The following is a 24,897-nucleotide window of genomic DNA, read 5'->3' as shown; positions in this document are numbered from 1 at the left end:
GCATGAGTTCGTAAGCTTGTATTCCATTTCTCCCAGTTTCACTTTCCTTCCATTCGTATGCACGCATCCCAGGGCCCCACCGGTGGCGTTTCCCGATAATGCTGGCAGCGCTTCAGATAAAATCGGGCCGGGCCGTCATCAGGAAATGCTTTGAGAATTTCCGCGAAGTTGTAGCATCCCCCGTTCCATTCTTGCGTTTCGTAAGCAAGCATGGCATCGGTGAAGATTTCCGCGAGCCACCTCTGTTCGCTGCTCGCCTCCTGCTTGCGCCCCATGAGTTCGGCTACGCGTATGAAAGTCGTTCTCCCCGCCAGCAGAAACCTTCCGACCGAACGTGTCAGGAAATCGTCCAGTCCTTCGATGACTTGTTCCGATACCAATAGGCGTGTGCCGAGATATTTGTTGAGACCCTGGATGCGGTTCGCGGTGTTTACGATGTCGCCGACCGCGCGGTACTCAAAGTGGTGGAGCGCGCCAACGGCGCCAAGGAGCATCTCGCCCGAGTGCAACCCAATACGGGTATAAAGCGGGGGCCTGCCTTTAATCGCGTTAAAGCGTTCCAGCGCATCCGCAATATCGAGGCAGGCTAGGCATGCCTTTTTACGCAAAGAAGACTCATCCCCGGAAGAGGTAGTCCAAATCGCGAGCATGGCGTCTCCTACGACGTCTGAAACCGCGCCTTCATGCCGGCTTACGGGTTCAAACATGGTTGCGTAGTAGTCGTTCATCAACAAGCCAAGCTGAGCGGGGTTCATCTCCTCTGAAAGCGTCGTATACCTGTCCGCATCGGTCGCTAGGCACGCGCCATGAACCAATCGATTGTTGGTCGTGATGGGACCTGTACTCTTTAAAATTTCGGTGACAACTCGCTGGGGCACGAATTTAGCGAATGCTTTCTTGAGGATCTCGCGTTCCCGTTTGACGTCGTAATACTTTAGCGATACGGCTCCGAACACAGCGACGGAAACTTGCAGCAGCGGTACGATCAGGGGCAGCCAGTTCCCCGCGTTGGTGAATTGATGGTGCGCGATATAGACATAGATGGAGACAAAACCCAGACCGAGAAGTACGAAAACCGTACCGAGCGTGATATTGGTGGGTTGAGGCAGCGCGGCGACGACAATCGCTATGGCGAACCCCCAGAGAAAAACGATCGCGAGATTCAAGGGGGGAGGGAGGAGCCGCAGGGGGCGATCTTCCAGCAGATTGGCGAAAGCGGTCGCGGCGATCTCGACCCCGCTTAGATAAAGCCCGTCAGACCGCGAGAACACGGTATGGTAGTCGTCTCTAATTCGGTCCTGCTCGGGCTGCGTTGCGGCCGAAAAACCAACAAACACAGCTTTGCCTTTAAAATCATTTTCTGTTGGTCCGCCCGTTCCCGAACCATGGTGAGATCGTAGTGCCTGGTAATAAGGTATGGTTCGTACTGTACGCGGGGGGCCGTAAAAATTCAGGTAGCGTGCTTCATCGCCGGAATAAAGGCTCACCATCGATCTGATAAGTCGCCTTGATTGTTGGTCGAGACGAGCGTCGCGGTTCAACGCGGTGATCATTTGCTGAGCAAGCTGGGGCTCGTCGGTGAAAATGCCGCGCAGGGTCAAGATCAAATTCTCGACAGCGATACTGTTTCTATCTGGAAGCCGCAACGCCAGGGATGGATTGGCGTCGCGCAACAAGCGGGCAAATTCTTCATACGCATCCAACGCGAAAAGCTGTAGCGCGACTACTGGTAACGTTGGCGCTTCGCCAGCATCGGTCTTGAACGCCCAGTAATCGTTTATCCTGGAGGTTCGTGGCAAGGGAAACGTCGCTTGGGCAGCCGCAGCGTCTGCGATGATGGGAAGAAGGGCCGCGCTCTTTACCATTGAGCCGAAGTGAGCCCCGCCCCCCTGCTCGGCCGGTAAGGGCGAATCCTCACGGTCCAATCTTTCCACGATCACGACGTTGCCCGCGTTATTTATCGCCTTCGCCAACGCCACGTCATACTCCGGCACCTTGCCGGGCGTGTCGAACCGCAAATCGAAGGCAATTACTTTTGCACCCGCTTCCGATAAGTTTTCGATAAGATGGGCGTGGACATCGCGGGGCCACAGCCCGGGCACGACCGGTAAATTCAACTGGACGGCCGAGGCCTTATCTATGGCCACCACCATCACGTCGGGCGGCGCCGGGGCTGCGCCACGCAGCTGAAATAGCCGGGGCAGTCCAAGATCTTCCTCCAGCTCCAGCCCCAACGGCGTCAGGTTGATCAATACCCCAAACGTGCCGACGAGAAATGCGAATAACAGACGTTTGATCCAGTCCGTCATGTTTAAGGAGTGCAGTTAGGAGGTCTGTATGATTTTCTTAAGGATAATTTGGTGAGGATAGCGCCGGCTGTTATGACGGGGGTGCTTAGCACCTCATTCACGCTCCTGATAATCAGTGATGAGCGGCCGAAAAAATCGAATTGCATTGTTTACGCAAATTTGCCCATCTCGCAGGATAACGTTATCCGGGTTGGTTTAATGTTGGAAACCGCACATAGTTAATTAAAAAGAACCATGCAGATGTGAACAGCGCCCGATTTGATGCCAGAACCCTGCGCCCACATCTCTCGCCCACTTCCCTTCTCGACCCTACGGGGTCATTCTGTAACTCTAGCAGAAATATAAAACATCACAGACGTGTGACTTTTCTCACATCTTTTCGGCGCGCCGCGAAGTATCGTGTAATTGCGCGGCAATACGCGTAGCAGGGAAACAAGAGGGAAATAAGAAGAAAACACGAAGCAACCAAGAAGAATTACAAGAGGGAGACATCAAGTAGAGGAAACTTCATAAGCATCTTTTGATTGCACACAGAGGTAACTGCCATGGCTACTATTAATGGAACATCGTTAAACGATATCATTACGCCCGATTTTTCCAGCTTACCGGGCCAGGGAAACCTTCTTCCTACCGAGGGCGTTGACACTATCAGTGGATTAGGCGGGAACGACTGGATCGATGGCGGTGACGGTGACGATACCCTTAACGGCAATTCCGGTGAGGATTGGTTGTCCGGCGGTAAGGGCAAAGATGAGCTGAATGGCGGCGACGGCAACGACTCGTTATCAGGTGGTGAAGGTGACGATGCTCTTAACGGCAATGCCGGCGAGGACTGGCTGTCCGGTGACGACGGTATCGATAAGCTTGACGGCGGAGCCGGCCATGATCGGTTGTCCGGTGGCGAAGGTGACGACATTATGGACGGCAATGTCGGGGACGATTGGTTGTCAGGAGATGACGGTAACGATGCGCTTACGGGCAATAACGGCGTCGACTGGTTGTCAGGCGGCAAAGGCGACGATAAGCTTAATGGCGGTGTCGGCAACGATTGGTTGTTAGGGGGTGAAGGCCGCGATACGTTTGACGGTGGGGATGGCGATGATGTGCTTGCAGGCGGCATGGCAAAAGATGATCTGACTGGAGGAATCGGCATCGATGTGTTTGGGTACAGCTCCCTTGCCGACAGTGTTCCGGTAGAGGGATACCGCGACGTTATTCGAGATTTCGGCGTAGGGAACGACAAGATCGATCTCAGCAAGATCGATGCTGACACGACTGATCCCGTGAATGATCCCTTCACCTGGATCACGGGTCCTTTTACGGGAGTGCCTAGCCAACTCTATTTTGATCCTGTATCGAATCTTCTAAGAGGCGACACGGACGGTGACAAGCATGCTGATTTCGCGATTGAGGTCTTGGGTGCCGCGCCTGTCGCTGCGGACATCGTACTGTAACCGGAAAGCGTTGCGGGCAGGGTTCTCATCCTTGCGGTAGCTCCCCGGGTTTCGTTGGCATGTTGGTAAAAATTCATCCATGCGACAGATTTAATATTCGCACGAGGGTGCTCAACTCCACAGCACTCCTTTTGATATTGCAGAGTCAATCCTCCGCTGCCCCAGATATTTGATTGTAACGATTGTGGGGTCAAGTTGCCCTTCGGTAAGGCACCTCTATAGAAATTCCTGGACGTTCTCGCCACCGGCTTTAGAACCCTTATCCGCAGCCGGAAAATACCACCCCCTAGTAAACAAATTCTTGTTAATCACATCTATTAGCAACACCTTGCTCACGGGAAATCTCATAATATATCTGCTATCCGGGTGGGCTCGAATATGCAAGATGCAGGAGGTATCCCAGACTTTGGTCAACGATGCCTTGGCTCCAGGTCGATAAATTCCAGAGGCAAAGGGACCTCTAATAGAGGGACGTCTATATACATCCTTCCATGATCGAGAACTGCTATTCGTAAAGAGAATCTTAAAACAACCGAGATTGCCATCGTCGGTGGAGGGCCTGCGGGAGCGTGGTGTGCGTTCATGCTCGCGCGCAGCGGCGCTCGGGTGAGTCTTGTGCACTGGGGCGGGTACGCCCCTGGAGGAATTGAACTAGTATCCGGTCGAGCCCGTCGTGTGATCGAACAGCACTGTCCTGATTTTTTTCAGGGGGTAGCGCAAGGGGTGGAAGTTCATGAAACGATATCTCTCTGGAGCACGCCGGAACCGGTTGTATTGAACGCAATGTTCAACCCATGGGGGCCGGGACTCGCCGTAGAGCGCTCGCTGTTTGATCAAGCGTTGCGGGACTTGGCATGGACGGCCGGGGCAGAGGTACTGCCGGACGCGAAGGTCGTGCGAATCGAGCGGAGCAATGACAACTGGGAGCTGTCGATGCGCGTGGGAGAGGATGACAGCTCGCGGTTGCATGCCAGGTTTGTCGTTCTCGCCACCGGTCGTGCCGCTACGCCCTTTTTCGACCGTCCGGCCGCCTGGGAGTCATCAAAACTCGTCTTGATGACGTCGCTGCCGTCCCAGGATGATGAGCCGCGGCATGCGCTATATGTCGAGAGCACGAGCAGAGGCTGGTGGTACGCGCTACCGGCGCGGAATGGAAGCTCTTTTGCGGGTTTTTGCCTCGAGCGCCCTGAACTTAAAAAGAGGGGAGGATCGCTGAAAGAGTTTTTTGTCGAGGAGTTGTGCCGCACTCGACTGCTGTCCCCTTTGCTGCCGCACGATATCGGCAATCTGCACATCTCCGGACGCATGGCGGATGCCCGTCCATTCCACCGCGCAACCGGAGAAAACTGGATATCCGTGGGCGATGCCGCTTACGCGCCTGATCCGCTAAGCGGAATGGGCATTGAGCTGGCGATTGAATCTGCCCGGCTGGGCGCTCGCGCCGTGCTCGAAGCGGTGACGCCATTGGCGGGGTCAAAATCAAATGATGCGCTTGCGGAATACGAAGCAGCCATGCGCGGGCATGCCCAGGAACACCGCAGCACGGTAGCCAACTATTATGGCCGATTGGAAAATAGTCCAGGGGAATGACAGCTATGGCGTTATTCGCGGGGTCTGCCCGACAAAATTATTCAAACTCATCCAATCTTCACTGCGAGCATGGAGATGGAACCGCCGTCGAATCCTTCCGCTGGGAACATGATTGGTTCATTTTCCCTCCGTTGAGCAAGCACGTAAAGAAAAGGCAGGTAATGGTCCGGTGTGGGTACCGACAATAACGCATCGCGTCCCAACGTTTCGTAAGCTACCAGAGACTCCGCATCACCGGCGCTTAATGCTTTGCGCACGGTCTTCTCAAACCTGAGCGCCCAATCGTACGGTTCCACGTGATGCTTTCCCCATGCATAGGTGTGCAGATTGTGCACAATATTGCCACTGCCCAGTATCAGCACTTCACGATCCCGTAGCGGCGCCAGTTTTCGAGCTGTATGGTAATGCCAGGCCGGCTCTCTGGTTTCGTCAATGCTTAACTGAACGACCGGAATATCCGCTGCGGGGAAAATGTGCATGAGAACAGACCATGTTCCATGGTCGAGCCCCCAACTGGTATCCATGATTGCATCCGGCGACAGTAAATCCGCTACTTCTGCGGCAAATTCAAGCGAACCGGGCGCTGGATATTCAACTTTAAAAAGCTCGGGCGGGAACCCGCCGAAGTCATGGATTGTTCTGGGTTTTGGCATGGCCGTGACAGCGGTTTTAGGCACGTACCAATGCGCGGAAATGCAGAGCACAGCTTTGGGTTTGGCGGGGAGGGCGGTGCGGATTTCAGACCAGGCGTTGGTGAATGCATTATGCGAGAGCGCATTCATCGGATTGCCGTGCCCCACGAAAATTGCAGGCATTGGAACCGGGGCGGCCATCGGCGTTAGAGGGGACATAAGAGGGGTTGCCGCCGCAAGGGCGGCGCCGAAGCGCCACTCGTCACGCGAACGCGACGACAGAATTAAAGATTTGCTACGTTTGCTACGTTAGGCGTTTGTCAGGGGTTCCCTGAACAATATCACTCCCTTGCTGCGGTTGCATTCCGGCATGTTCTCAATACTTGTCCAATGGGCTTGCGGGTTCGTCTGGAAATGTCTGCACATCTTTTGCCGAAATGCCTCGGACCTGTGATCCAAGGGGGCAAGAGCGGCGCCAGGCGGATTTTGAGCATAGTATTTTTTCATTTGGATTTTTCCCAAAAGATAGTTAGGTGCTTGACCGTTACCTTAAAACAAAACTTTTACAGTAAGATGAAAAATATATTTATTATTTAAGGCGACATTGTTGCCCTTCGCCCGTTTTTCGTTTGTGCGGCAACGAACAGAAATACGATTGAACGGCGTTTCATTTCGAATTTTATGAATGATTTAAATTAATGACGTGTCGTCATGGCGTCGTCCTCAATCAGAGCCCTCAATAGATGGAAGAGATCAGCAGGCTACGAGGTAAACGGAATTACGGATTAGTGCCGCATCATTCAAATTTCTTCCGTCGGTCGAATTACGCGTGCAAATGTACTAGACTGAGTTGGCGCGCTAATTGCTCTGAAGTCCTCATTGGAAAAGCGGGAGTTGCACCGGTACAACGTATGAGATCTGGCTTAGGTTATGAACAATAGAATCGACTCGCGTTTTGGAGGCACCTTTCGTTCCTCTGCAGATGAAAGCGATCATCCCTGGTATCGTTCGCGTAGATTCAGCATTTTCGCAGTGGCATTCCTGATCAGCGCCGCCGTCAGTCTTGCTTACAGCTACAGCCGCCCCGTCGTCTATCGTAGCAGCGCGACTTTATTGACCTCCGCAATGACGGCCATCGACCGTGAAAGCAGCGATGCGGATATTCAGCATGTCGCTATTCAACGACAGATTTTGCTGGGGCATGAGCTCGCGGCGGAAACGCTTGCAAGGCTTAAAGCCTCGATCGCGGACAAGTTGCTGCTTCAGTTGAAGCCATCCGATATCCAGACCTTATTGACTGTCGAGCCTGTTCCCGAAACAAATCTGGTAGAGATCAGCGCGGAGGGCTCCAACCCGAGGTTTTTGCCGCTACTCATCAATACCTGGATTGACGTATATCTGGATGCACGCGCGGCAGATGTCAAGAAGTTGGCCGGCGACACGCAGCGTATTGTCGAGGACGAGCTGGAGGGGTTATCCGAAAAAGTTGTCTCGGCTCGAATAGAGCTGGATAAATTTCGGAGAAACAATGATATTTCTTCCACCGGCCGTGAGGAAAACGAGGCATTAGCCCGCCTCAAAGGCCTGACTGAGTCCCTTAACAAAGCCAGTGAGGATGAAGTCAAGGCAAGAGCACATTTGAATGCCGTGAAGACTTCAATTTCGCGCGGCAAGGCGGTTGTTCCCGAGGATGAAAAGGGTAGCCTGACTGATCTTGAAAAGAGATTGCAAGACTTGCGGGATAAGCTTTCGGACCTGGATAAGAAATTCACGCGCGACTACCTGGACCTCCAACCCGACCTGAAATCCATCCCCGAGCAAATCAAGGCACTGGAATCCGAGGTTCAACACAGGCGCCAGCATGGCCAGAATCTGGTGCTGAACGATGCGGAAATGGCTTATGCCGCGGCGCAACAAACTGTACGGGAACTTCGGGCCCAGCTGACTGAGCACAAGCAGCTGGCGTCCGCCTTCACGTCTAAATTTGCCCAGCATGAAGCGTTGAAAACGGATCTGGAGGGTCTGGAAACGCTATACCGCGATGCGCAAGAGAGGCTGGTACAAGTTAAAACCAGCCGCAAAGAGAAGTATCCGCAGGTGACGGTGATCAATAGGGCGTACGAGCCGAGGGAGCCGGTGCGACCCGACTATACGCGGGATGCGCTGATAGCGATTGCCGGTTCCTTGCTATTCGGCCTGCTTACCGTGTGGGTTGTTGAGTATCTGACGCACAAAAAGGAACCGCAAATGCCGATTGCGGTTTTCGGCGTGCAGAGCTATCAACCGCCTCCGGGTACGCTAGGCGCGGCAGGTGGAGTGATCCAGCAACAGGCCGCGCCACCATCATTAGATAAGAAGACGCCGCAATCCCTCGCAAGTCCGCCACAGCGACGGGAACTGTCCAGTCATCAATTAAGGACGTTGCTCAACGCTTCGAATCTCAAGGGGAAGCAGTTGATCGCCTTATTGCTGAGCGGATTGAGTCTCGACGAAGTCGTATGGCTGACGAAGCATCAGATTGATCTGGAAGCTAATATGATCCATGTTGGCGGCAAGTCCCCTCGATCCATCCCGCTGTGCGGAGTGCTAAAATCCTTGCTCATGCAATCGAAGGGATATGCCGTATGGAACCCGGGCGATCTGGAAACCAGGGTCGATCTCTCAGCCGCCCTTGTTTGCGCGGCGGTGGACTCAGGCCTGCCCGAGCCTCAGGAAATAACCGCGGAAGCAATCCGGCATAGCTACATAGCATACCTGGTTCGACAGGGATTACGGCTGTCAGAACTGGAGCAGATCACGGGGCATCTGGAAGCTGCGGTTATTTCAAGCTACAGCGCGTATTCACCCCCGCAACAAGGGCGCCATCTCTCCGAAATTGAACTGCTTCATCCCGCCCTGATCAATATTGCTTGAACATCGTAGGGCGCGCTGACCGGCTGTTGGGAGCGAAAACCGCGCGACCGAGCCAGCGCGCACGCCGACAGTCTGCCCGACGGCGGGCCGAACGAGATCCGCAAGCTTGTGCACGGTTGTGCTCAGGGGATTGTGTTGCTGGCGGACTGGCCTCCAGTGTCCATGCCATGCAGGAGTGCAGCCCGTTCTGCTGCAGGCAGGCGGCCGAGTGCTCGCACGGCCTCATAAAACCGATCCATATTTCCCTCATGCTGTGCAAGAAGCGCGCGAAATGCGGGCACCAGTTGCGTATAAGTCGAGACTGACGCAAGGTGCGCATTGTTGAGGTGTTGCGCCAGCCAGCGGTCATAGGCTGCGGCCTTGGTCTTGTCCGTTACCAGACTGGACATTTGTTCCCGCAGTTCGGCAAAGAGGCGCGCTTTCCCGGCGCGTTTTTCATCGTCACTCTCGTCAGAGGCATATAAATCCTCCAATCGTTTGCGGTATTCCACCATGAGGGCCGCAGAAGCGGCTTTCCTTTCCTGTCCGACATTAAATAGCACGCGCTGCTTCTCCGTGCCATGCTCCTTCAGCCAGTGCGCTATGCCTTCCAATTCGACAGCGGTAGCAAACGATTCGTTGAAAGTGCTATCGTCGCCTACGTAGACCACCTGGTGGGCCAGTTCGTGAAATATCAGCTGAGCGAGCTCCGTATCGGAATAGCCAAGGAAAGTATTGAGTATGGGGTCCCTGAACCATCCCAGAGTGGAGTAGGTGCGGACACCCCCTACCGATACATCATAGCCTTTCTTCCTGAGGTCGTCGGCAAAGCGATTTGCTTCAGTTTCCGAGAAAAAGCCGCGGTAACTGACACATCCAACGGCTACAAAACACCATTTTTCTGGGTGCAGAGATAGCTCAGGGGTTGCGGAAACATTCCAGATTGCATAGCGCCGCCCGAGATCGGCGTACGTGGTAAAGCTCTGGTTATCCGGAAGCTTAAGATTTCGTATGGCAAATTCCCGCAGTTGGACGATCGTGGCGAGAGAGCGTTTTAGCGCTGGCTCGGCATCGGGGTCGGCAATAACCGCGTGAATAGGTCGGATCTTGTTCCGGATATTCGAATGGCCATCCACCGCTTGAGCGTAATAGCCGAGATTGGCGCAACCACCAAGCCAGACGGTAAGGCCAAGAGCGATCAGCCTCGATTTTGATGAAACTGTCCGCTTCATGATGGTCATTAAATTCGCCGGAGCGCTGGTCATGTTTCAATTCAGTTTAGCTCAGGTTCGCCCAGGTTAGGTTTGGGAGAACCGGGAGCTAAAGATTTAGCCCCCGCTGTTCTTGTTCCTTGTCATGCAAAAAATGACCCTGCCGTAAAAACGAGCACACTTGTCGAGCCACCTCAGCGGACACAAGCATCTGCGAGTGGCTTACGTTCAGCACAATCTCGTCGCGTGCATTCCGAATTCGCGTTTCCTCAACTGTAACCACGCCATCATTAGGCTCCGGCAGGCGGGCTATCAGCCTGCCCGCCCCCAGGCTCCTGCAACCGGCGATTACGCCAAGTTCATACGGATGATCGGGGGTTGTGTGCATTGCCCCAGCCTGATTCAGCCACTGTAACATGCTGCGTCCGAGGATGTGTCGTCCGGGTCCCCGGCGAGAAAGTTTGGTTCCCACCGAACACGCACCATAGGGGCTGCCCGCCAGTATCACGCGGCCCACTCGTGGCTCGGGAAATTCGGCGAGCATTTGCAGTATCAGCAGACCGCCAAGGCTGTGGCCAACAAAATGTATCCGAGAGGCAGCAAGACCGGCGACAAAACGCGAAAGAATCAAGGCGTTCCGGGACAGCGAGTTGGACATGGAAGGATACGAAAAGAAGGCAGTGTGGAAGCCGCACCGCCGCAGCCGCATTCCCATTGCGCTCATAACCCAGCTACCCATCCACAGTCCATGAACGAGCACTATGGTGTCTGCCCCAGGTGCAGGGTAGGTGGCGTCCTGCGGTCGGCTGAAGCTTTGGTGGTCTTGCCGGCCTTGGTGATCTGGCGGCATTGGAATACCGGGACCCTTAGAGAAATACAGAAACGCGATCATGCTCCCAACCGACGTCCGTGGCAGTTGGGCGCGAAATCAACCAACGGATTGCGGCGGGCTGCTCTTGGCGCCTCACCCGCCGAGGGATATTGTGACAGGAATGCCCCGGATCCTGATACAAGGTCGGGCAGGCCTGCCACAGTCACCAGCCTCAGGCTTTCGTCACCGCGCCATGGTCATCGCAATGACCATCGTGAGGATAATGGAGATGTCCATCGACCAGATAATCAATATGGTCGCCATGCGGTACTGCCTCATGCCCACAGCCAGGCCCATGCACATGCTCCGACGCGTGTCCGGCGCATTCATGCTCAGGCGTGCAGTTTTGCGGATTGGACGAGGTTATGCCAATCACATGTTCGTCGATATGGCCTTCGTGCGGATGATGCAAATGGCCGTCGTGCAGATAATCGATATGGTCATCGTGCATGATCCCGGTGTGGCCGCACTGCGGCCCATGCGGATGATCATGATTTTCGTGCTGCTGAGAGGTACAATGGCTCATTGATAATTTCCTCATAAAATGCTGCATAGTTAAACAGGCCGCCCTCAAAGCAACGCTCTGTCAGCTGTGATAAAATTGAACGTTTTCGGCTTTACAATCCCGGCATCGCCATCGTAGAAAACCAGCTACAACTGTAGCCGCCGATTCTGAGTATCCACACAGTGCGCTGCCGCTAACCGCGCAGCCCTGCTCAGCGGTGGTCAAGTGTAAATTTGACAGATTCAGTCGTGTACAGTTCCCTTCCGGCAGTACGGATAAATACGGCAAGGCGCGCACCGCCGGCAGTGTCGGAGAGCGTGTAGCGCTGTGTAGCGCTGTGTCTATTCTATAGGGAGACTATAGGGAGAATCATTGAGAGGCTCGGGGACCGACCCCTCCTCACGCGCGGGAACCACGGGAGAAAAAAGGATGAAGACATATAACCGCTTCGCGCATTTGCCGGGCAACCTGGTGATGGTGGGTTTCGGCAGCATTGGCCAGGCCGTGCTTCCCTTATTGTTTCGGCATCTTGATTTGCGTCCGGAGCAGATTCGGATTATTTCGGCGGGCGAAAACGGCGGGGAGGTCGCGCAGGAGTTCGGGGTGTCATTCACTCCCCAAGCGCTCACTGAAGAAAATTATCTCGAAGTGCTTGAGCCTTGCCTGCACAAGGGCGATTTTCTTCTCAATCTATCGGTGGATGTCTCAAGCCTTGCGTTAATCGAGTTATGCTTTCGGCGTGGTTCGCTGTACCTGGACACGTGCATTGAGCCGTGGCTGGGAGGCTATACCGATATGTCGCTGACTCCGTCGTTACGTTCCAACTACGCCTTACGGGAACACGCGCTTGCCTTCAGGCGGCGAACCGGCGGAGGTCCTACCGCTGTGCTATCCCACGGCGCCAATCCGGGCCTGGCCTCTGCCTTCGTCAAACAGGCGCTCCTCAATATCGCCACGGATACAGGCGCGACCGTAAGCGCGCCCGCGAGCCGCACCGATTGGGCCGAGCTTGCGCGAGCCCTGGACATCAAAGTCATTCATATCGCCGAGCAGGATACCCAGGTCAGCAGCCGACACAAACAGCCGGATGAGTTTGTCAACACCTGGTCAGTATTCGGTTTTGCCGGAGAGGGATTACAGCCTGCGGAGCTGGGCTGGGGCACGCATGAGCGCCATTGGCCAGAGGAGGGCGGTCGGCACGAATTTGGATGTGATTCGGCCATCTATCTCAACCGCCCTGGCGCCGCTACGCGTGTGCGCAGCTGGGTCCCGCTTGGCGGGCCCTATCATGGGTTTCTGATCACGCATGGCGAGTCCATTTCGGTGGCTGATTATCTGACCTTGAGAGACGACAAAAAAGTAGTCTACCGCCCCACGGTACACTACGCGTATCATCCTTGCCCTGACGCCGTGCTTTCCGTCGACGAATTTGCCGGCAGGAACTGGCGTGCGCAGGCAAAAGAACGGGTGATCCGGGACGAGATCGTAAGCGGTATCGATGAGCTGGGCGTACTGCTGATGGGGCATGCGAAGTGCGCTTACTGGTACGGGTCGCGCCTGTCGATCCAGCAAGCCAGGCAGCTTGCGCCATATAACAATGCCACCAGCCTGCAGGTAGGAGCCGGGGTACTGGCAGGCATGGTGTGGGCGCTTTTGAACCCTCAGGCGGGAGTGGTGGAGCCAGACGAAGTTGACCATCAGCTCATACTCGAGATCGCGAGACCATATCTGGGAGAGGTTGTGGGGGTATACAGCGACTGGACACCGCTGCGTGAAAGGGGGTGGCCCTTCGCTGAAGAGGTGGATAGCAGCGATCCATGGCAATTCAAGAATATCCGGGTGACATGATGTCCGGGTGGGCGCGCACCCGGATTTTGGGCAAAAAGCCCGCCGTGCAGGCATTTGGGCGGAGTTGCGATTCAGTCCGTTAACGCTCGCTATATTGTTGGGCTTCCGATTGAATATATCGCCCTGATAGGGACGAGTTTTTGAGTAAAACCGCGCACGGCCATTTGTCCACAATTACTGTGGATAAGTTTGTGGGTAACCTATGGACGGGGTAGGTAAGTCATCTTTTTGTAACACTATTTTCTTGCATGGCTATTTTTTATACTTTATGAAAAAAGGTTTTAATTTCAAATACATATTTTATTGCCTCTGATTAAAAGTTTTTTTCTCGACGCTATTTTAACTGCTGGCTGGCGTTACGGCGCAGCTCGAAACGGATGTGGATTAATGGCAAATGTCAATAGAAATGTCGGTCTATTAATCTAAAATTTAATGGTCCTTTCGACTCCCGAATTGATCCACAAGTATGAGATTCACGCACTCGGCTGCGATCTAACCGGAGACCTTGATTGCCTCCGAAAAACGTTCTCCCATTGCTGAGAGATAAACAACGTATATAATTTTGAGAACCGTCTTCGCGGGATGGATGACGGGGTTGACCCCGGCGCGGTCATTCGTATACTCGTATGTCCCGGATCGACCCCGGCTATGCGAAATCTCTCCGGCCCAGAGCGCGGTAGAGGTTGATAAGATACTTAATAATCAAGGAGTGCAAAAAATGGAAATCGAGTGGAAGATAGTTGATGAACATCATCAAGAGGTCTTCGTCAATCAACACGTGCGCGGCCTGCTCTGGATTACATCGGCCGGTTTCTCATTTTGGCACAGCTATCCCAACCCCGGCGTGGTTCTGTCGCAGGCGAAAACGGTGGATGAGGCCAAAAAAATTGTAGAAGCTGCGCTGCGTTTGGAGGAATACGAAAACCCCCTGGCGGATAAACCGTAATCGAACATACAGTAGCGCCTAAGGATAATAAACCGTTCGCAGCCCTTCCGCCGGCGCGAGCTGTCGCATATATCGATGAATCACCCGGAAGGCTCGGCAAAATCCGGGGCTCGATCCCGGTACCGGTCTATAGGGTCATGCATGTAAACCCGATTAAGTAACCATCCGCGTTAATTTCCTTCGACGGTCGCGGTTTCAACAAGGGCATTTGTGCCGGTATTTAGACAGCTCGCAAACTTTTTGTTGGGCGGTTTTGTACCAACTCAAGCTGCTGGTTTATCCAATCCATGAGCTTTTCCTGTTAAGTTACAGTCTGAGCGTCTCATTGTCCACAATTCCTGTGGATAAGTTTGTTGATAAGCTATGGACACGGAGGCTAAGTCACGTCCCTGTAACAATATTTTCTCGTTTGGCTGTTTTTTCATCTATGTAAAATACCTTTAAATTTCAACCTCTTGTAAATCATATTCTGCTCTACGCCGGTCCTGCCGGGCTGCCCTGATCATTGTTCTAATGAAATTCCAAGTGTGGATTACTATGGGGATGTCAAGAAAAATTTGATAGGAAAACTTTAAGAAATTTTCCACGGCGTGTGGGTAAAACCAATCCCGTGCGGGTCAATGCAGGGTGGTCATTCATGGGATCGGAGCGATTTTCCAAGTCGCGGTACGTTCGCCGACCGACAAAATGTGCGGCAACGAACAGTTACAGCTACAGTTTCTGGTTATGCTTTGGTCGTGGTAGCCTTTTATAACTTTTATAAACGAAAGAAAGGAAAACACGATGAAAAATATAAAATTGTTCGCAGTAGCGGTCGCGGTTACCGCACTCACCGGCTGCATATCGATCGGTTCAAAAGAGCCTGGCCCTCAAGGCCCTCCCGGTCCGAAAGGCGATTCCGGCAACACTGAAAAAGTAATCGTTGTTCCCGAGAAACGGTATTAAAAACCCAAGTCAGAAAAATCGCCGGCGCGTTGCATGGCCATCGCAGCTACAGCTGCGCGCCGGCGCTCCAGTCCGTCCCCGTTTCATATAGGGCCGTCATTCACCGGGTGCTCTGCTACACGACGCTGGACATCCGCATAGCGGGGCAAAACCAATCACGGATATAATTTCGCGACCCGTTGCGAAGGTGAAAAGGAACGCGCGGTCCGTCGATGCGGTTCGTCACCTGGACCCATCGTTATTGGGGCCATAACTCGCTTATTCGCGGAATACTTCGCCTACACGCATTGACCAGCTTGCCTCAAGCTATTAGTATATGCACCTCTCCAATTCCCCGATAGCTCAGTCGGTAGAGCGACGGACTGTTAATCCGCAGGTCCCAGGTTCGAGCCCTGGTCGGGGAGCCAGTAAATCAATAAGTTGACGATACACGCAGGCTTATTGCATCGAGTCACCGGTTTTTGTTATCCGTCTGTTATCCGCAGTCACCTAAACGCGGGTCTTTCTGCCGTATTTCTTGGAGTAGTGGAATAGCGGAGTAGCCGTATGCTTGCGTTGCAGGAGTCCATTAACGCAGAGAAACGGATGGTACACCAGTAGCGAGATGTCGATATATGCGTTCCTTTTCCACCACTATGAAAAAGTCTATCGCAAATTTCCGTTGATAAACTCTTCTCCGAGGTCCCGGCCCTAAGTTGGCTTGTAATAAGGGGATGAGATGCTGCGGTGATGTCACTTAAATGGGTACTAGAATTGTATGGGGTAACAGTTGCGAGCGGCATCACCGAACAGAGTGTGATGGATACCACGAAAACTGATGCGGCGGTCGGCATGTTGTTTAAATGCGCCGAAGAACGACCCACGTAAGAATTAACGAAAACGAACAAGGGTTTTTATTGCTCAAGTGGTGGTAGTTTTTTGACTGACAAGCTTCTGTGTCATGCCTACGATGAAGTATGAGGGTGACGACAAAGCTACGCGGGTCAAACCGCCGACGGTAAATGTATTGATGAGATAGGGAAGTTTAATGGGAACTGTTCGCCGCTTCGTAACCTATGACCCATACTTGACTTTTTCCGATCCACTCAACGAATCCTTCCTGACATATCTTGATAGTCTGGAATCAGACGAAGACATTACAGCGCTTTTTGGGTTGGGGAGAGACGCATATTCACGGTTTCCATCGGTCCCCTCCCAAGAGGATCTTGAGGAGATGATTTCAGCCTATTTCGAGTTCATCGAAGGGATGCGTCAAGCGCTGAAAAAGTTTGAATTGAGATGGTCTAGATCGTCCGATAACGATGATATCGAGATCTACTGGAGCACCGCCTCAGACGAAGATATATTGCAGAGTATTCTTCGCGATCACCTGCGATTAAGCATAAATAGCGCGCTTTTAAAACCACGTTTACTAAGAAAAATATTTTTGGTTCAGGTTCTGGTAGAAATAGACAACACGATTTTTCTGAAAGCTGCTCGGAAACCAACGATTCGTAGCGCACTTGCTGCCGCTTATGCTCTGTCGCGCGCAACAGCATTGGAAATGGGAGAAGGCGTGGCTCAATCCGTAAAGACAGACTTTGCGTATCGAGGGGTCAACGCATGGAAAGATCGCGATCCTAAGCAGAAAGAAAAGAAGTTTGTCTTCGAATGCTGGCAGCAGTGGCAAAAAGCTCCTCATTCTTACCCGTCAAAAGCCGCGTTTGCGAGAGATATGTTGACCAAATGCGAACTCCTAACTAGCCAAAAGAAGATAGAAGATTGGTGTCGAGACTGGGAAGCCAAAATGGAACCCATCGGGTTGGGTGAGCATTCCTCCGGTCCGAAACTCACCAGTCAAGAATAGCGACATAGCAGGCCCGCTATACAACGGCTAGGATGTTCCCGTCGACCGTGCAGGCCGGTCTTGGACGGGAATAGCCCTCAATGCACCACCTCCCTGAACTCGGGTTTCTTCGTGAGTCCGATATTATCGGCGATCCGAAGTCCCTACCTCCGAAACCAGCTGTAATTCCCGTTAGCAGATCGACCTGGTGGGCAGGCGTCAAATCAGGACGCTTTCCGCAGCCGGTAAAACTCGGGCCGCGTATAACCGCGTGGCGAGTAGAGGACATCCGGGCGTTGATAGATTCCTTCTAAGGGGTATGACATGAGATACGCGAATCCCGCGCAAACGAAATTTTCCTTCGATCGCAACCGGCTCCCCAGCCCGGACGAGTATTACAAATCCCAAGGGTTAAGACTAATTGGAGGCGGCGCGTGGAAAAACGCTCTTTGCCCCTTCCATAATGATACGAAACCGAGCCTCCGAGTATGCTTAGTTAATGGCGCCTTTAAATGCATGGCATGTGGTGTTAGTGGCGGCGACGTGTTGGACTTTCACAGGAAAAGGTATCGGCTGAGTTTCCCGGAAGCTGCAAAGCAACTGGGGCACGGGTGAGCTAGCCATGGCGGAAACCCCTAAACAGGCGGCGCAACGCCTGTCACGCCCGATGATTGAAAAGGGCTATCAGGCTGCCGCTCTTCATCAATACACCAATGCTGATGGCACGATAGCTTACTGCCGCATGCGCCTGGAACATCCACGGGGAGGGGACAAACATATTCGCCCCTTTAAGCAGGACGGCGAAGGCTACGTCCTTGGAGAACCCACCTTTCCGGGTAAGAAGCTGATCTATCGGCTCGACCTCCTGAATCGAAGGCAAGATGAGACCGTTTTTGTCGTTGAGGGGGAAAAGTGTGTCGATGCACTGGAGAAACTGGGGCTGCTCGCCACCACCAGCGGCGGGGCAACTTCAGCAGAAAAAGCGGACTGGACACCAATTGCTGGACGTAAGGTAATAATATGGCCGGACAACGACGAAGCAGGGGAACGTTATGCAGATGACGTGACGCAGCAACTGCAAGCGCTAAATTGTGACGTGCGGCGAATTGCGGTGGGCAAGCTTGGACTGTTAGAGAAGGGGGATGATTGCGTCGAATGGCTGGCTGCAAATCCCTCGGCTACGGTTGAGGATATTCTGAATCTGACGATAACGGACCTGCAAGGCGAAGTGAACCATTGGCCAGAACCAGAGCCTCTGGTACCAAAAATAGCCCTAGAACCCTATCCTTTAGATGCGTTACCCGAGATCGTCCGGTCAGCAATTGAAGAGGTCGTAGCGTTCGTCAAAGCGCCAGTTCCATTGGTGGCATCCGCTGCGTTAGGAGCTTTGTCCCTGGGTATCCAAGCCCGTGTAGATGTCAAGCGCGCCGAAAAACTAGATGGGCCAGTTGGCCTATTCCTGTTGACCCTGGCGGATAGTGGTGAACGCAAATCGACTGTTGATCGTTTTTTCACAACGGCCATCCGCCAACATGAGGAAAAGCAATCAGAGGCTAGCAAGCCGGATCTGGAAGCCTACGACGCTGATATAGACGTCTGGAATGCGAAGCGTGATGGGCTGCTGGCCGCAATAAAAGAGGCGTCGAAGAAGGGGCAACCAACGGAGGACCTGGAAACTGAATTGGAGACGCTCCAATCCGAAAAACCAGCAAAGCCGAGAGTAGAGAGGCTACTGCTGGGGGATGAAACTCCTGAAAGCCTCGCGTGGAACTTGGCACAGCACTGGCCCTCTGCTGGCGTCGTATCAAGCGAGGGCGGCTTGATCTTCGGTGCACATGGGATGGGTAAGGATAGCGTTATGCGAAATCTGTCCCTTCTGAATGTGCTCTGGGATGGGGGCACACATTCGGTGGGACGTCGCACCTCAGAGTCCTTCACAGTGCGGGGGGCGCGGTTGACCCTGGCTTTGCAGGTGCAGGAAGCGACGCTTAGAGAATTCTTCGCCCGTTGTGGGACGCTTGCTCGTGGCACCGGCTTCCTTGCCCGGTTTCTCGTGTCGTGGCCAGAATCAACCCAAGGCTTTCGACCGTTCACCGAGCCACCTGAGACTTGGCCAAACCTGTCCAGGTTTAATACACGTATTGCCGAGATTCTAGCGGAGGAGGCATCCATGGATGAGAACGGGGCGCTTGCACCGTTGACGCTTACTATGGACTCCGCTGCAAAAGCTGCCTGGGTTCATTTTCACGACACCATTGAATGTGAGCTCGTTACCCATGGGGAACTCTACGACGTTCGCGATGTAGCTTCTAAATCTGCGGATAGCGTGGCCCGGCTTGCAGCACTGTTCCACGTCTTCATTAGCAAGATTAGCGAGATTAGCAATAGCATCTCGGCCGAATGGGTAGAAGCCGCGAGCCGTATCGTCGCTTGGCACCTGAATGAGTCGAGGCGCCTGTTGGGCGAGCTCGCCGTGCCTGAGGAGCTGATGGATGCGGTTAGCCTTGATGCCTGGCTAATCAGTTATTGTCGCCAAGAGCAAACCCACCTTGTCCCGATCGCCGTTGTGCAGCAGCGGGGGCCAAACGCACTACGACGAAAATCTGTGATCGACGCCGCTATGGTTGAATTGGTAGAAACAAACAGGGCGAGATGGATACTCGATGGAAAGCGCAAGACGATCGCAGTAAACCCCGCACTATTGGCCGAAGAGGATGAGTCATGAGCCTTGCCGACCTAATCAAAAAACGTAATATCAGGAAGAGTGCTATTGCTAATCCTGCTAACGATGCTAATGAAAAGCAGGCAACGGATGAATCATTAGCAAAATTAGCGACTTTAGCATTAGCTAGCGTGGGTAACAACGAGGCTTCTCTCCGGAAAGTCGGTGCTAGTGATACCGCTACTACCTCTCATTGGTGGCGGTTTAATTATTCCAATCATGAGCTGACGGAAGCGTCTTACTGGCCGCCGGTAAGCGAGGCTGAGGCACTGGAAGGGGAACCCGAAGCAATATCAGCCGAACCATTTGAGCCGATTCCGCGGCAGCCAGATGAACCCTTCAGTAAAGACGAGGAGATCGAGATCCGGGAATGGCTTACGTATGTTGGCGAAACGGATGAAGCAATGATTGCGGTGGCGCTAGAGCAATGTTGTACCGATGCGGATGCGCGGGAGGCCTTCCTTCGAACCGCCCGGGAAAAGAAGTGATAGTAACGGGGGGGGCGTTGAGTTGAGCACAAACAAATCGACTGAGCTGACGTAGGGGATTTGTGGTCATCATTCGAGCGGGAAAAAGATGAAACAGCAGATAGAAAGTGCAAAACGCCGGGCTGTAACCATTGATGCGACAACCGGGACGTGTACCCCCACCCCCGCAAAAATCAAGCTGAACGCGCTCGAGGATGTGCGACGCGAGATGGCTAGTGTGTACCGAGAAGCGCGAGCAGGAAGGATGGACGCGAGCGAGGCGGGGCGCCTGGCTTATATTCTCACCGGTATTGGAAAGTTGATCGAGGCTACGGAAATTGAAAAGCGGCTGACACAAATGGAAAGGAAATTACTGAAATGAACATGAATAGAAGATTAGAGAAACTTGAGGATGCAATGCTACGCGAGAATGGGGGTCCGGGGTATAAGCTAGTGATGGTAGAGGATGACGAGATGCCGGAGGACGCTATCGCGACGGCGGGATTGTTGGATTGGCCTCCTGACAGAATTTTTTTGATCAGCTTTGTTAAGGCGGACCAGAAATTCCCTTGAACCAGCTACGGCTGGACGAAGCAATTCGATTATTTCCCTCTTTCGCTAGGCACATGGCGGACCATAAGTAATGTTTGGGCTTGCCGCGTTAGCCCTGAGGCATTAGTAACACAACTACAGGTAGATTCAAAAACAACGTCTCAGAGAATTCTTGCGCCCCAGTCACATATCCTTGGCGCGAGCCCCTTCGTCACCGTGCAGCGTAAGACCGACCGTAAAATGACGCGTCTCCCAAACAACTGGGAAACCGCGCTCCTAAATGTCCTGCGCCTAGATTCGCTGACCAGCAGGAGAAATCAAATTCAAGTAAAGCGTGTGAGTTTTATCACAGAGTAAAGCAGGCAAAGCTGTTACGTTGTACTTGAATTCTGCTCAGTAAAAGAAAACCCCGAGTTGGAAATGTTGCGTTGGTCACACTGCTGAAGCCTACTCCCGAGGGGGAATCGATAAAAGTTCGAGTGTGAATTTCTACAGGCAGGAGTAAAGCAAGATGAAAAAGAGAGCGCTTTCCGTACTATTATTTTTGTTTATCACTGGAAATCTTTCCAGCTTCGCAACGGCTGAAACGGTAGTTTTTGGGAAAGCCGAAGAAGTGTTTGCAGACCCAAGCGATGTTGTTGTGCAAGTCGATGCTGCCGGACCATGCGGTTCTAAATATTTCCATATTCAGAGGGCCAACAAGAACTTTAAGGAACTAACAGCAGTGGCACTGACAGCATTTTCTTTAGAACAAGGTTTACGACTGTTTGTCGCCTCCTGTTCAGGCGACCGTAATATTCTGAGTCATGCTGGTGCACGCAAAATCGAATGAGGGGCTTATCACTAGGCGACCAACGGCCAGTTAAAATAATCAGTAACTCCATAGTGGCATTAAAAGAAGGGAAAGTGTGAGGCGTATTTTGCTAGTTTAAGGGTGTAACAAAAGGGCAACTTTACGCAGCACAATTCATTTCAGCGAATTGAGATTGAATTCCCTGCCTCGACTTCTCCGATTCTTCATCTGGTTATAGCGAATAGGGGTTACTTTTTGCATTCCCCGCCCCCGTGAAAATCAAACAGGGCTTCACCATGAAAACTAGCCAAAGCTTCAACGTCTACAGCCTGATACGGGCCGCTGCTTTAATTGTCAGTCTGAACCATGTTACTTCTGCAACAGCTGATACTCTTGAATTCCCCTCCTACCTCATCGACCTCAACACCAAGACAGTAACGAAGCTCGGAACTTTAGGCGGGGGTTGGACTGTCCCCACCGACATCAACGATACCGGGCAGGTGGTGGGATCCTCCACAATGCCCGGAGACACTTACCCTAGCCATGCATTCATCACTGGCCCGGACGGGGTGGGCATGAGGGACCTCGGGACGTTAGGGCGGGACAGCAGCTTTGCTTATAGCGTTAACGAGGCCGGGCAGGTGGTGGGGCATTCCACGACGCCCGGACTTACATACACATACCATCCTTTCATCACTGGCCCCGATGGCGCAGGCATGAGGGACCTTCGCGGGTTTGACAGCAGCACGGTTTATGGCATCAATAATTCCGGCCAGGTGGTGGGATATTCCACAACGCCCGAAGCTAATTCTCATGCTTTCATTACTGGCCCCGACGGGGTGGGCATGAGGGATCTTGGTACCCTAGGGCCGAGCTACAGCCAAGGTGGCAGTAGCCAAGCTTTGGGTATCAACGACGCCGGGCAGGTGGTGGGAGACTTCGAAACCCCCGACGGGTATCCCCATGCGTTCATCACTGGCCCCGATGGGAAGGGTATGAGGGACCTTGGCCCTTTGGGCGGCACTAGCATTGGCTATGACATCAACGAGGCGGGACAGGTGGCGGGGAGCTTGACAATGGGCGTAGGCGGTACCCATGCATTCATCACTGGCCCCGACGGTGTGGGCATGAGGGATCTGGGCACGTTAGGGTGGTTTGCGGAGGACGATTTTAGCCGATCTACTGGCATCAACGAGGCTGGGCAGGTGGTGGGAGTCTCCCGGACGTCTGGAGGCGAGTACCATGCTTTCATTACTGGTCCCGACGGGATGGGCATGAAGGATCTCAATTCGCTGGTTGACCTGCCGAAGGGAGTTGTTTTGGACATGGCTGTAGCCATCAATAATGTAGGCCAAGTCGTGGCTTCTGGTGTTGCTCTTGTAGTCCCGGAGCCGCAGGCCTACGCGATGTTTCTTGCCGGGCTGGGCCTGATCGGATTCATGGGTGGCCAAAGAAGATGCAGTTGTGGACGAAAAAACGGGACTCGCTAACGTTACCCGGCTTTGGAACGTTCGAAGTGCGCGACCGTGCCGCACGTGCTGGCCGCAATCCCCAGACGGGTGAGGAACTGAAGATTGCCGCGTCGAGGGTTGCAGCTTTCAAACCAGGTGCAGCGCTTAAGGCTGCGGTCAATACAGGCGGGAAGTAAAGGACGAGTATTCATACTTCACTTGGGAAAGTCGGAATGCACTGATCGATGCTCAAAGACTCGCAGATCGGCGTTCTATCTTTCTGCGTTTCGCTATCAACCCCAGTAACCCCAGTCCTGCCAGTAGCATGGCAAAGGAATCAGGTTCGGGCACTTGAGAGATATAAGAAGCCCCAACCGTTGCATTCTCGACATTTGACACATCCAGTGCCCATTGCGAACTGTGGGAGCCAAAATTCTCTAGGACGGACCCCGAGAAACCATTTGCAAGGAATGGCGCGGGAATACTATTGTATTGGGTCACCGTGACGGTGTAATTGCCAGCGGAAAGATTCGTTGTCAGAAGTGAATCATAAGCAAAATTGGTTGAGGGGAAAAGGGGGAAATTGGGGTTGGGGTAATTGGGGAAATTGGAAAAATTGGGGAAATAGGGGAAATAGGGGAAAGTCGGAAACTCGTTATCAGTAGCTGGAACCTGAAAGTGAAAGCCGTCGTCGTTGAAGCTAATGAGCGCTCCGGTCGAAGAATTGAAGAGTGACACAACGGGATCAAATCCGCCTGCTTGGATAACTTGTCCCTCGGCATTGGTACCACCAGCAAAAGACCAAGTGCGCAGGGTGACCTCTCTTGCCGCTCCTTCTACCTCGAAATTGAATTCCTGCACCGCGTCATCGTGGTTGAGGTTTCCCATGAAAGAAAAATTGGCCGCACTTGCACTTGCACTTCCACTGATCAAACCTATGGCGATAAATAATTTAAATACCTTCATGTCCGGCCCCTTAATATAATTGTTGTACCCTCGAATAGACCGACTCGCAAAGCAGGAGCCCTTTCATGAATCCTAGCGCAGCCGAATAGAATCGCATCAATTGAATTGACAGTGTATTCCGCCCCTCCTTTTCCCTGTTCCATAACCTCTATCGCCTAAACCATTATGGTCTTCACATATATTTAACAAAATTTCGTCAACGCAAGCATTTGACTGCGTAATACCCAGCTGCGCAAGATATTCTCTTGCTGCTTTTTTTTTGCTTCTTCCAACTGCTTTTTTGCATCCGCCGCCATCTGCTTCAGATGCTCCTCGCTCAAGATTCCGAGGGCTTTGTCGATCCTGCCATCCAGAAACAGTGCCGCCGGCTTCCGGTAGTTCTTGCTCATACCACTTGCCCGTTAAGCGGATAACTAGCGCGCCATCTCATCCGCCGGGGCACGTGCCTGCAGCGGTCGCGCCCGCTCCTCAGATCCTGTGGCATTGCGGCCTTCCAGTTCCGCAAGCTTCTCCTTGCGTTTTGCGTCTGCTGTATTCTGGCCTACCAGTCGGTAAAACTTCACGGCCCACTTCTAGCGCTCAGCTGTCTTTGCGGTCAGGATTTCCAGCGGACTTTGTGCTGCGTTGGCAGGAAGGGGAACTGGAGTTGAATATCATTGACACCCCAGCCATTACGCGATACATCGATGCTCACGTCCTTGCCCGGATGGCGTTGCGGGAAGTGAAGCACAAACTGCCATCAGCACCGGTTGCCATCGGATTCGCGCCCAGAGCGCTCACCGATACGTTCTTGACCAGGCTTCCGCCAACATGGTTTTCTCGTACCACCCCCATGAGGGTGGCAGCCGCCAGAACGCAGGAATCCTGAAAAAACAGAACAAGCGCAAAAACCCACCCCTTGAAAGTGTTCATGCTACA

24 protein-coding genes, 1 tRNA gene and 1 pseudogene are annotated in these 24,897 nt (G+C 53.1%); 18 read left to right on the top strand and 8 right to left on the bottom strand.

Annotation, left to right across the window (positions count from 1 at the left end; genetic code table 11):
* Positions 1–38 precede the first annotated feature (38 nt).
* Complete coding sequence (locus tag R5L00_RS01795; RefSeq protein ID WP_317653047.1) at positions 39–2,309, bottom strand: adenylate/guanylate cyclase domain-containing protein; 2,271 nt, start codon at positions 2,307–2,309, stop codon at positions 39–41.
* A gap of 545 nt (positions 2,310–2,854) precedes the next feature.
* Between R5L00_RS01795 and R5L00_RS01790 the strand changes: the two genes are divergently transcribed.
* Both R5L00_RS01790 and R5L00_RS01785 read left to right on the top strand, forming a co-directional pair.
* Complete coding sequence (locus tag R5L00_RS01790; protein ID WP_146164535.1) at positions 2,855–3,763, top strand: calcium-binding protein; 909 nt, start codon at positions 2,855–2,857, stop codon at positions 3,761–3,763.
* 582 nt (positions 3,764–4,345) lie between these two features.
* Positions 4,346–5,353, top strand: a complete 1,008-nt coding sequence (locus R5L00_RS01785) for an NAD(P)/FAD-dependent oxidoreductase (protein WP_317653045.1) — start codon at positions 4,346–4,348, stop codon at positions 5,351–5,353.
* 47 nt (positions 5,354–5,400) lie between these two features.
* Here R5L00_RS01785 and ygiD read toward each other — a convergent pair whose 3' ends face one another.
* Positions 5,401–6,168, bottom strand: a complete 768-nt coding sequence (gene ygiD, locus R5L00_RS01780; protein WP_107692816.1) for a 4,5-DOPA dioxygenase extradiol — start codon at positions 6,166–6,168, stop codon at positions 5,401–5,403.
* Between the two features lie 747 nt (positions 6,169–6,915).
* Here ygiD and R5L00_RS01775 point away from each other — a divergent pair.
* A complete protein-coding gene (locus tag R5L00_RS01775; RefSeq protein WP_317653044.1) occupies positions 6,916–8,898 on the top strand; it encodes an integrase in 1,983 nt (660 codons plus the stop codon).
* Between the two features lie 122 nt (positions 8,899–9,020).
* Here the strand turns inward: R5L00_RS01775 and R5L00_RS01770 are convergent, their stop codons facing one another.
* Together R5L00_RS01770 and R5L00_RS01765 are read right to left on the bottom strand one after the other, a co-directional pair.
* Positions 9,021–10,118 (bottom strand): aminopeptidase, encoded by a 1,098-nt coding sequence (locus tag R5L00_RS01770; protein WP_317653043.1) that lies wholly within the window; start codon positions 10,116–10,118, stop codon positions 9,021–9,023.
* Positions 10,119–10,197: 79 nt separating this feature from the next.
* Entirely contained in the window at positions 10,198–10,938 is a 741-nt protein-coding gene (locus tag R5L00_RS01765) for an alpha/beta fold hydrolase (RefSeq protein ID WP_317653042.1), read from the bottom strand.
* A gap of 40 nt (positions 10,939–10,978) precedes the next feature.
* Here R5L00_RS01765 and R5L00_RS01760 point away from each other — a divergent pair, with 40 nt between their 5' ends.
* From R5L00_RS01760 to R5L00_RS01700, 15 genes and pseudogenes are all read left to right on the top strand, one after another.
* Complete coding sequence (locus R5L00_RS01760; protein ID WP_317653041.1) at positions 10,979–11,488, top strand: hypothetical protein; 510 nt, start codon at positions 10,979–10,981, stop codon at positions 11,486–11,488.
* A 405-nt stretch (positions 11,489–11,893) separates the two neighbouring features.
* Positions 11,894–13,312: a homospermidine synthase gene (locus tag R5L00_RS01755; protein WP_107692556.1), complete on the top strand. Its 1,419-nt coding sequence runs from the start codon at positions 11,894–11,896 to the stop codon at positions 13,310–13,312.
* Between the two features lie 718 nt (positions 13,313–14,030).
* Positions 14,031–14,258, top strand: coding sequence for a hypothetical protein (locus R5L00_RS01750; protein WP_146164536.1), 228 nt, complete (start codon positions 14,031–14,033; stop codon positions 14,256–14,258).
* 783 nt (positions 14,259–15,041) lie between these two features.
* A complete protein-coding gene (locus tag R5L00_RS01745; protein WP_181320365.1) occupies positions 15,042–15,203 on the top strand; it encodes a hypothetical protein in 162 nt (53 codons plus the stop codon).
* A 331-nt stretch (positions 15,204–15,534) separates the two neighbouring features.
* Positions 15,535–15,610 (top strand) — tRNA-Asn (locus R5L00_RS01740).
* A 620-nt stretch (positions 15,611–16,230) separates the two neighbouring features.
* Complete coding sequence (locus tag R5L00_RS01735) at positions 16,231–17,049, top strand: hypothetical protein (RefSeq protein ID WP_317653040.1); 819 nt, start codon at positions 16,231–16,233, stop codon at positions 17,047–17,049.
* An 80-nt stretch (positions 17,050–17,129) separates the two neighbouring features.
* The gene (locus R5L00_RS15780) at positions 17,130–17,342 is read left to right on the top strand and encodes a helix-turn-helix transcriptional regulator (protein WP_411555582.1); all 213 of its coding nucleotides are present in this window, start codon (positions 17,130–17,132) and stop codon (positions 17,340–17,342) included.
* A 10-nt stretch (positions 17,343–17,352) separates the two neighbouring features.
* Positions 17,353–17,643, top strand: coding sequence for a CHC2 zinc finger domain-containing protein (locus R5L00_RS15775; protein WP_411555581.1), 291 nt, complete (start codon positions 17,353–17,355; stop codon positions 17,641–17,643).
* A gap of 7 nt (positions 17,644–17,650) precedes the next feature.
* Positions 17,651–19,753, top strand: a complete 2,103-nt coding sequence (locus tag R5L00_RS01730; protein WP_317653039.1) for a DUF3987 domain-containing protein — start codon at positions 17,651–17,653, stop codon at positions 19,751–19,753.
* Positions 19,750–20,238, top strand: coding sequence for a hypothetical protein (locus R5L00_RS01725; RefSeq protein WP_317653038.1), 489 nt, complete (start codon positions 19,750–19,752; stop codon positions 20,236–20,238). Before R5L00_RS01730 ends, R5L00_RS01725 begins: the two co-directional genes overlap by 4 nt.
* An 88-nt stretch (positions 20,239–20,326) precedes the next feature.
* Complete coding sequence (locus tag R5L00_RS01720; protein ID WP_317653037.1) at positions 20,327–20,599, top strand: hypothetical protein; 273 nt, start codon at positions 20,327–20,329, stop codon at positions 20,597–20,599.
* A gap of 2 nt (positions 20,600–20,601) precedes the next feature.
* Entirely contained in the window at positions 20,602–20,790 is a 189-nt protein-coding gene (locus tag R5L00_RS01715; protein WP_317653036.1) for a hypothetical protein, read from the top strand.
* Positions 20,791–21,280: 490 nt separating this feature from the next.
* Positions 21,281–21,601 carry a hypothetical protein gene (locus R5L00_RS01710; protein ID WP_317653035.1) on the top strand — a complete coding sequence of 107 codons (321 nt, stop codon included), beginning with the start codon at positions 21,281–21,283 and terminating at the stop codon, positions 21,599–21,601.
* 257 nt (positions 21,602–21,858) lie between these two features.
* Positions 21,859–23,052: a PEP-CTERM sorting domain-containing protein gene (locus tag R5L00_RS01705; protein ID WP_317653034.1), complete on the top strand. Its 1,194-nt coding sequence runs from the start codon at positions 21,859–21,861 to the stop codon at positions 23,050–23,052.
* Positions 23,043–23,210 (top strand): annotated as a pseudogene (locus tag R5L00_RS01700) (HU family DNA-binding protein); the annotation flags it as partial. The gene R5L00_RS01705 and the pseudogene R5L00_RS01700, both read left to right, overlap by 10 nt.
* A 52-nt stretch (positions 23,211–23,262) precedes the next feature.
* On the opposite strand, the gene R5L00_RS01695 reads toward R5L00_RS01700, so the two are convergent.
* The 4 genes from R5L00_RS01695 to R5L00_RS01680 form a co-directional block, all read right to left on the bottom strand.
* Entirely contained in the window at positions 23,263–23,979 is a 717-nt protein-coding gene (locus R5L00_RS01695; protein ID WP_317653033.1) for a DVUA0089 family protein, read from the bottom strand.
* Positions 23,980–24,161: 182 nt separating this feature from the next.
* The gene (locus tag R5L00_RS01690; RefSeq protein ID WP_317653032.1) at positions 24,162–24,368 is read right to left on the bottom strand and encodes a hypothetical protein; all 207 of its coding nucleotides are present in this window, start codon (positions 24,366–24,368) and stop codon (positions 24,162–24,164) included.
* Between the two features lie 24 nt (positions 24,369–24,392).
* Positions 24,393–24,542, bottom strand: a complete 150-nt coding sequence (locus tag R5L00_RS01685; RefSeq protein WP_317653031.1) for a hypothetical protein — start codon at positions 24,540–24,542, stop codon at positions 24,393–24,395.
* A gap of 127 nt (positions 24,543–24,669) precedes the next feature.
* Positions 24,670–24,891, bottom strand: a complete 222-nt coding sequence (locus tag R5L00_RS01680) for a hypothetical protein (RefSeq protein WP_317653030.1) — start codon at positions 24,889–24,891, stop codon at positions 24,670–24,672.
* Positions 24,892–24,897 lie beyond the last annotated feature (6 nt).

It is taken from the genome of Nitrosospira sp. Is2, from assembly GCF_033095785.1.
Lineage (GTDB): Bacteria > Pseudomonadota > Gammaproteobacteria > Burkholderiales > Nitrosomonadaceae > Nitrosospira.
This window is presented reverse-complemented; position numbering and strand designations above follow the sequence as displayed.

What these genes read in the sequence shown, in the direction of transcription:
- R5L00_RS01795 (WP_317653047.1), bottom strand. Translation starts at nt 2,309, where the DNA reads ATGACGGACTGGATCAAACGTCTGTTATTCGCATTTCTCGTCGGCACG.
- R5L00_RS01790 (WP_146164535.1), top strand. Translation starts at nt 2,855, where the DNA reads ATGGCTACTATTAATGGAACATCGTTAAACGATATCATTACGCCCGAT.
- R5L00_RS01785 (WP_317653045.1), top strand. Translation starts at nt 4,346, where the DNA reads ATGCTCGCGCGCAGCGGCGCTCGGGTGAGTCTTGTGCACTGGGGCGGG.
- ygiD (WP_107692816.1), bottom strand. Translation starts at nt 6,168, where the DNA reads ATGCCTGCAATTTTCGTGGGGCACGGCAATCCGATGAATGCGCTCTCG.
- R5L00_RS01775 (WP_317653044.1), top strand. Translation starts at nt 6,916, where the DNA reads ATGAACAATAGAATCGACTCGCGTTTTGGAGGCACCTTTCGTTCCTCT.
- R5L00_RS01770 (WP_317653043.1), bottom strand. Translation starts at nt 10,118, where the DNA reads ATGACCATCATGAAGCGGACAGTTTCATCAAAATCGAGGCTGATCGCT.
- R5L00_RS01765 (WP_317653042.1), bottom strand. Translation starts at nt 10,938, where the DNA reads ATGCCGCCAGATCACCAAGGCCGGCAAGACCACCAAAGCTTCAGCCGA.
- R5L00_RS01760 (WP_317653041.1), top strand. Translation starts at nt 10,979, where the DNA reads ATGCTCCCAACCGACGTCCGTGGCAGTTGGGCGCGAAATCAACCAACG.
- R5L00_RS01755 (WP_107692556.1), top strand. Translation starts at nt 11,894, where the DNA reads ATGAAGACATATAACCGCTTCGCGCATTTGCCGGGCAACCTGGTGATG.
- R5L00_RS01750 (WP_146164536.1), top strand. Translation starts at nt 14,031, where the DNA reads ATGGAAATCGAGTGGAAGATAGTTGATGAACATCATCAAGAGGTCTTC.
- R5L00_RS01745 (WP_181320365.1), top strand. Translation starts at nt 15,042, where the DNA reads ATGAAAAATATAAAATTGTTCGCAGTAGCGGTCGCGGTTACCGCACTC.
- R5L00_RS01735 (WP_317653040.1), top strand. Translation starts at nt 16,231, where the DNA reads ATGGGAACTGTTCGCCGCTTCGTAACCTATGACCCATACTTGACTTTT.
- R5L00_RS15780 (WP_411555582.1), top strand. Translation starts at nt 17,130, where the DNA reads ATGCACCACCTCCCTGAACTCGGGTTTCTTCGTGAGTCCGATATTATC.
- R5L00_RS15775 (WP_411555581.1), top strand. Translation starts at nt 17,353, where the DNA reads ATGAGATACGCGAATCCCGCGCAAACGAAATTTTCCTTCGATCGCAAC.
- R5L00_RS01730 (WP_317653039.1), top strand. Translation starts at nt 17,651, where the DNA reads ATGGCGGAAACCCCTAAACAGGCGGCGCAACGCCTGTCACGCCCGATG.
- R5L00_RS01725 (WP_317653038.1), top strand. Translation starts at nt 19,750, where the DNA reads ATGAGCCTTGCCGACCTAATCAAAAAACGTAATATCAGGAAGAGTGCT.
- R5L00_RS01720 (WP_317653037.1), top strand. Translation starts at nt 20,327, where the DNA reads ATGAAACAGCAGATAGAAAGTGCAAAACGCCGGGCTGTAACCATTGAT.
- R5L00_RS01715 (WP_317653036.1), top strand. Translation starts at nt 20,602, where the DNA reads ATGAATAGAAGATTAGAGAAACTTGAGGATGCAATGCTACGCGAGAAT.
- R5L00_RS01710 (WP_317653035.1), top strand. Translation starts at nt 21,281, where the DNA reads ATGAAAAAGAGAGCGCTTTCCGTACTATTATTTTTGTTTATCACTGGA.
- R5L00_RS01705 (WP_317653034.1), top strand. Translation starts at nt 21,859, where the DNA reads ATGAAAACTAGCCAAAGCTTCAACGTCTACAGCCTGATACGGGCCGCT.
- R5L00_RS01695 (WP_317653033.1), bottom strand. Translation starts at nt 23,979, where the DNA reads ATGAAGGTATTTAAATTATTTATCGCCATAGGTTTGATCAGTGGAAGT.
- R5L00_RS01690 (WP_317653032.1), bottom strand. Translation starts at nt 24,368, where the DNA reads ATGAGCAAGAACTACCGGAAGCCGGCGGCACTGTTTCTGGATGGCAGG.
- R5L00_RS01680 (WP_317653030.1), bottom strand. Translation starts at nt 24,891, where the DNA reads ATGAACACTTTCAAGGGGTGGGTTTTTGCGCTTGTTCTGTTTTTTCAG.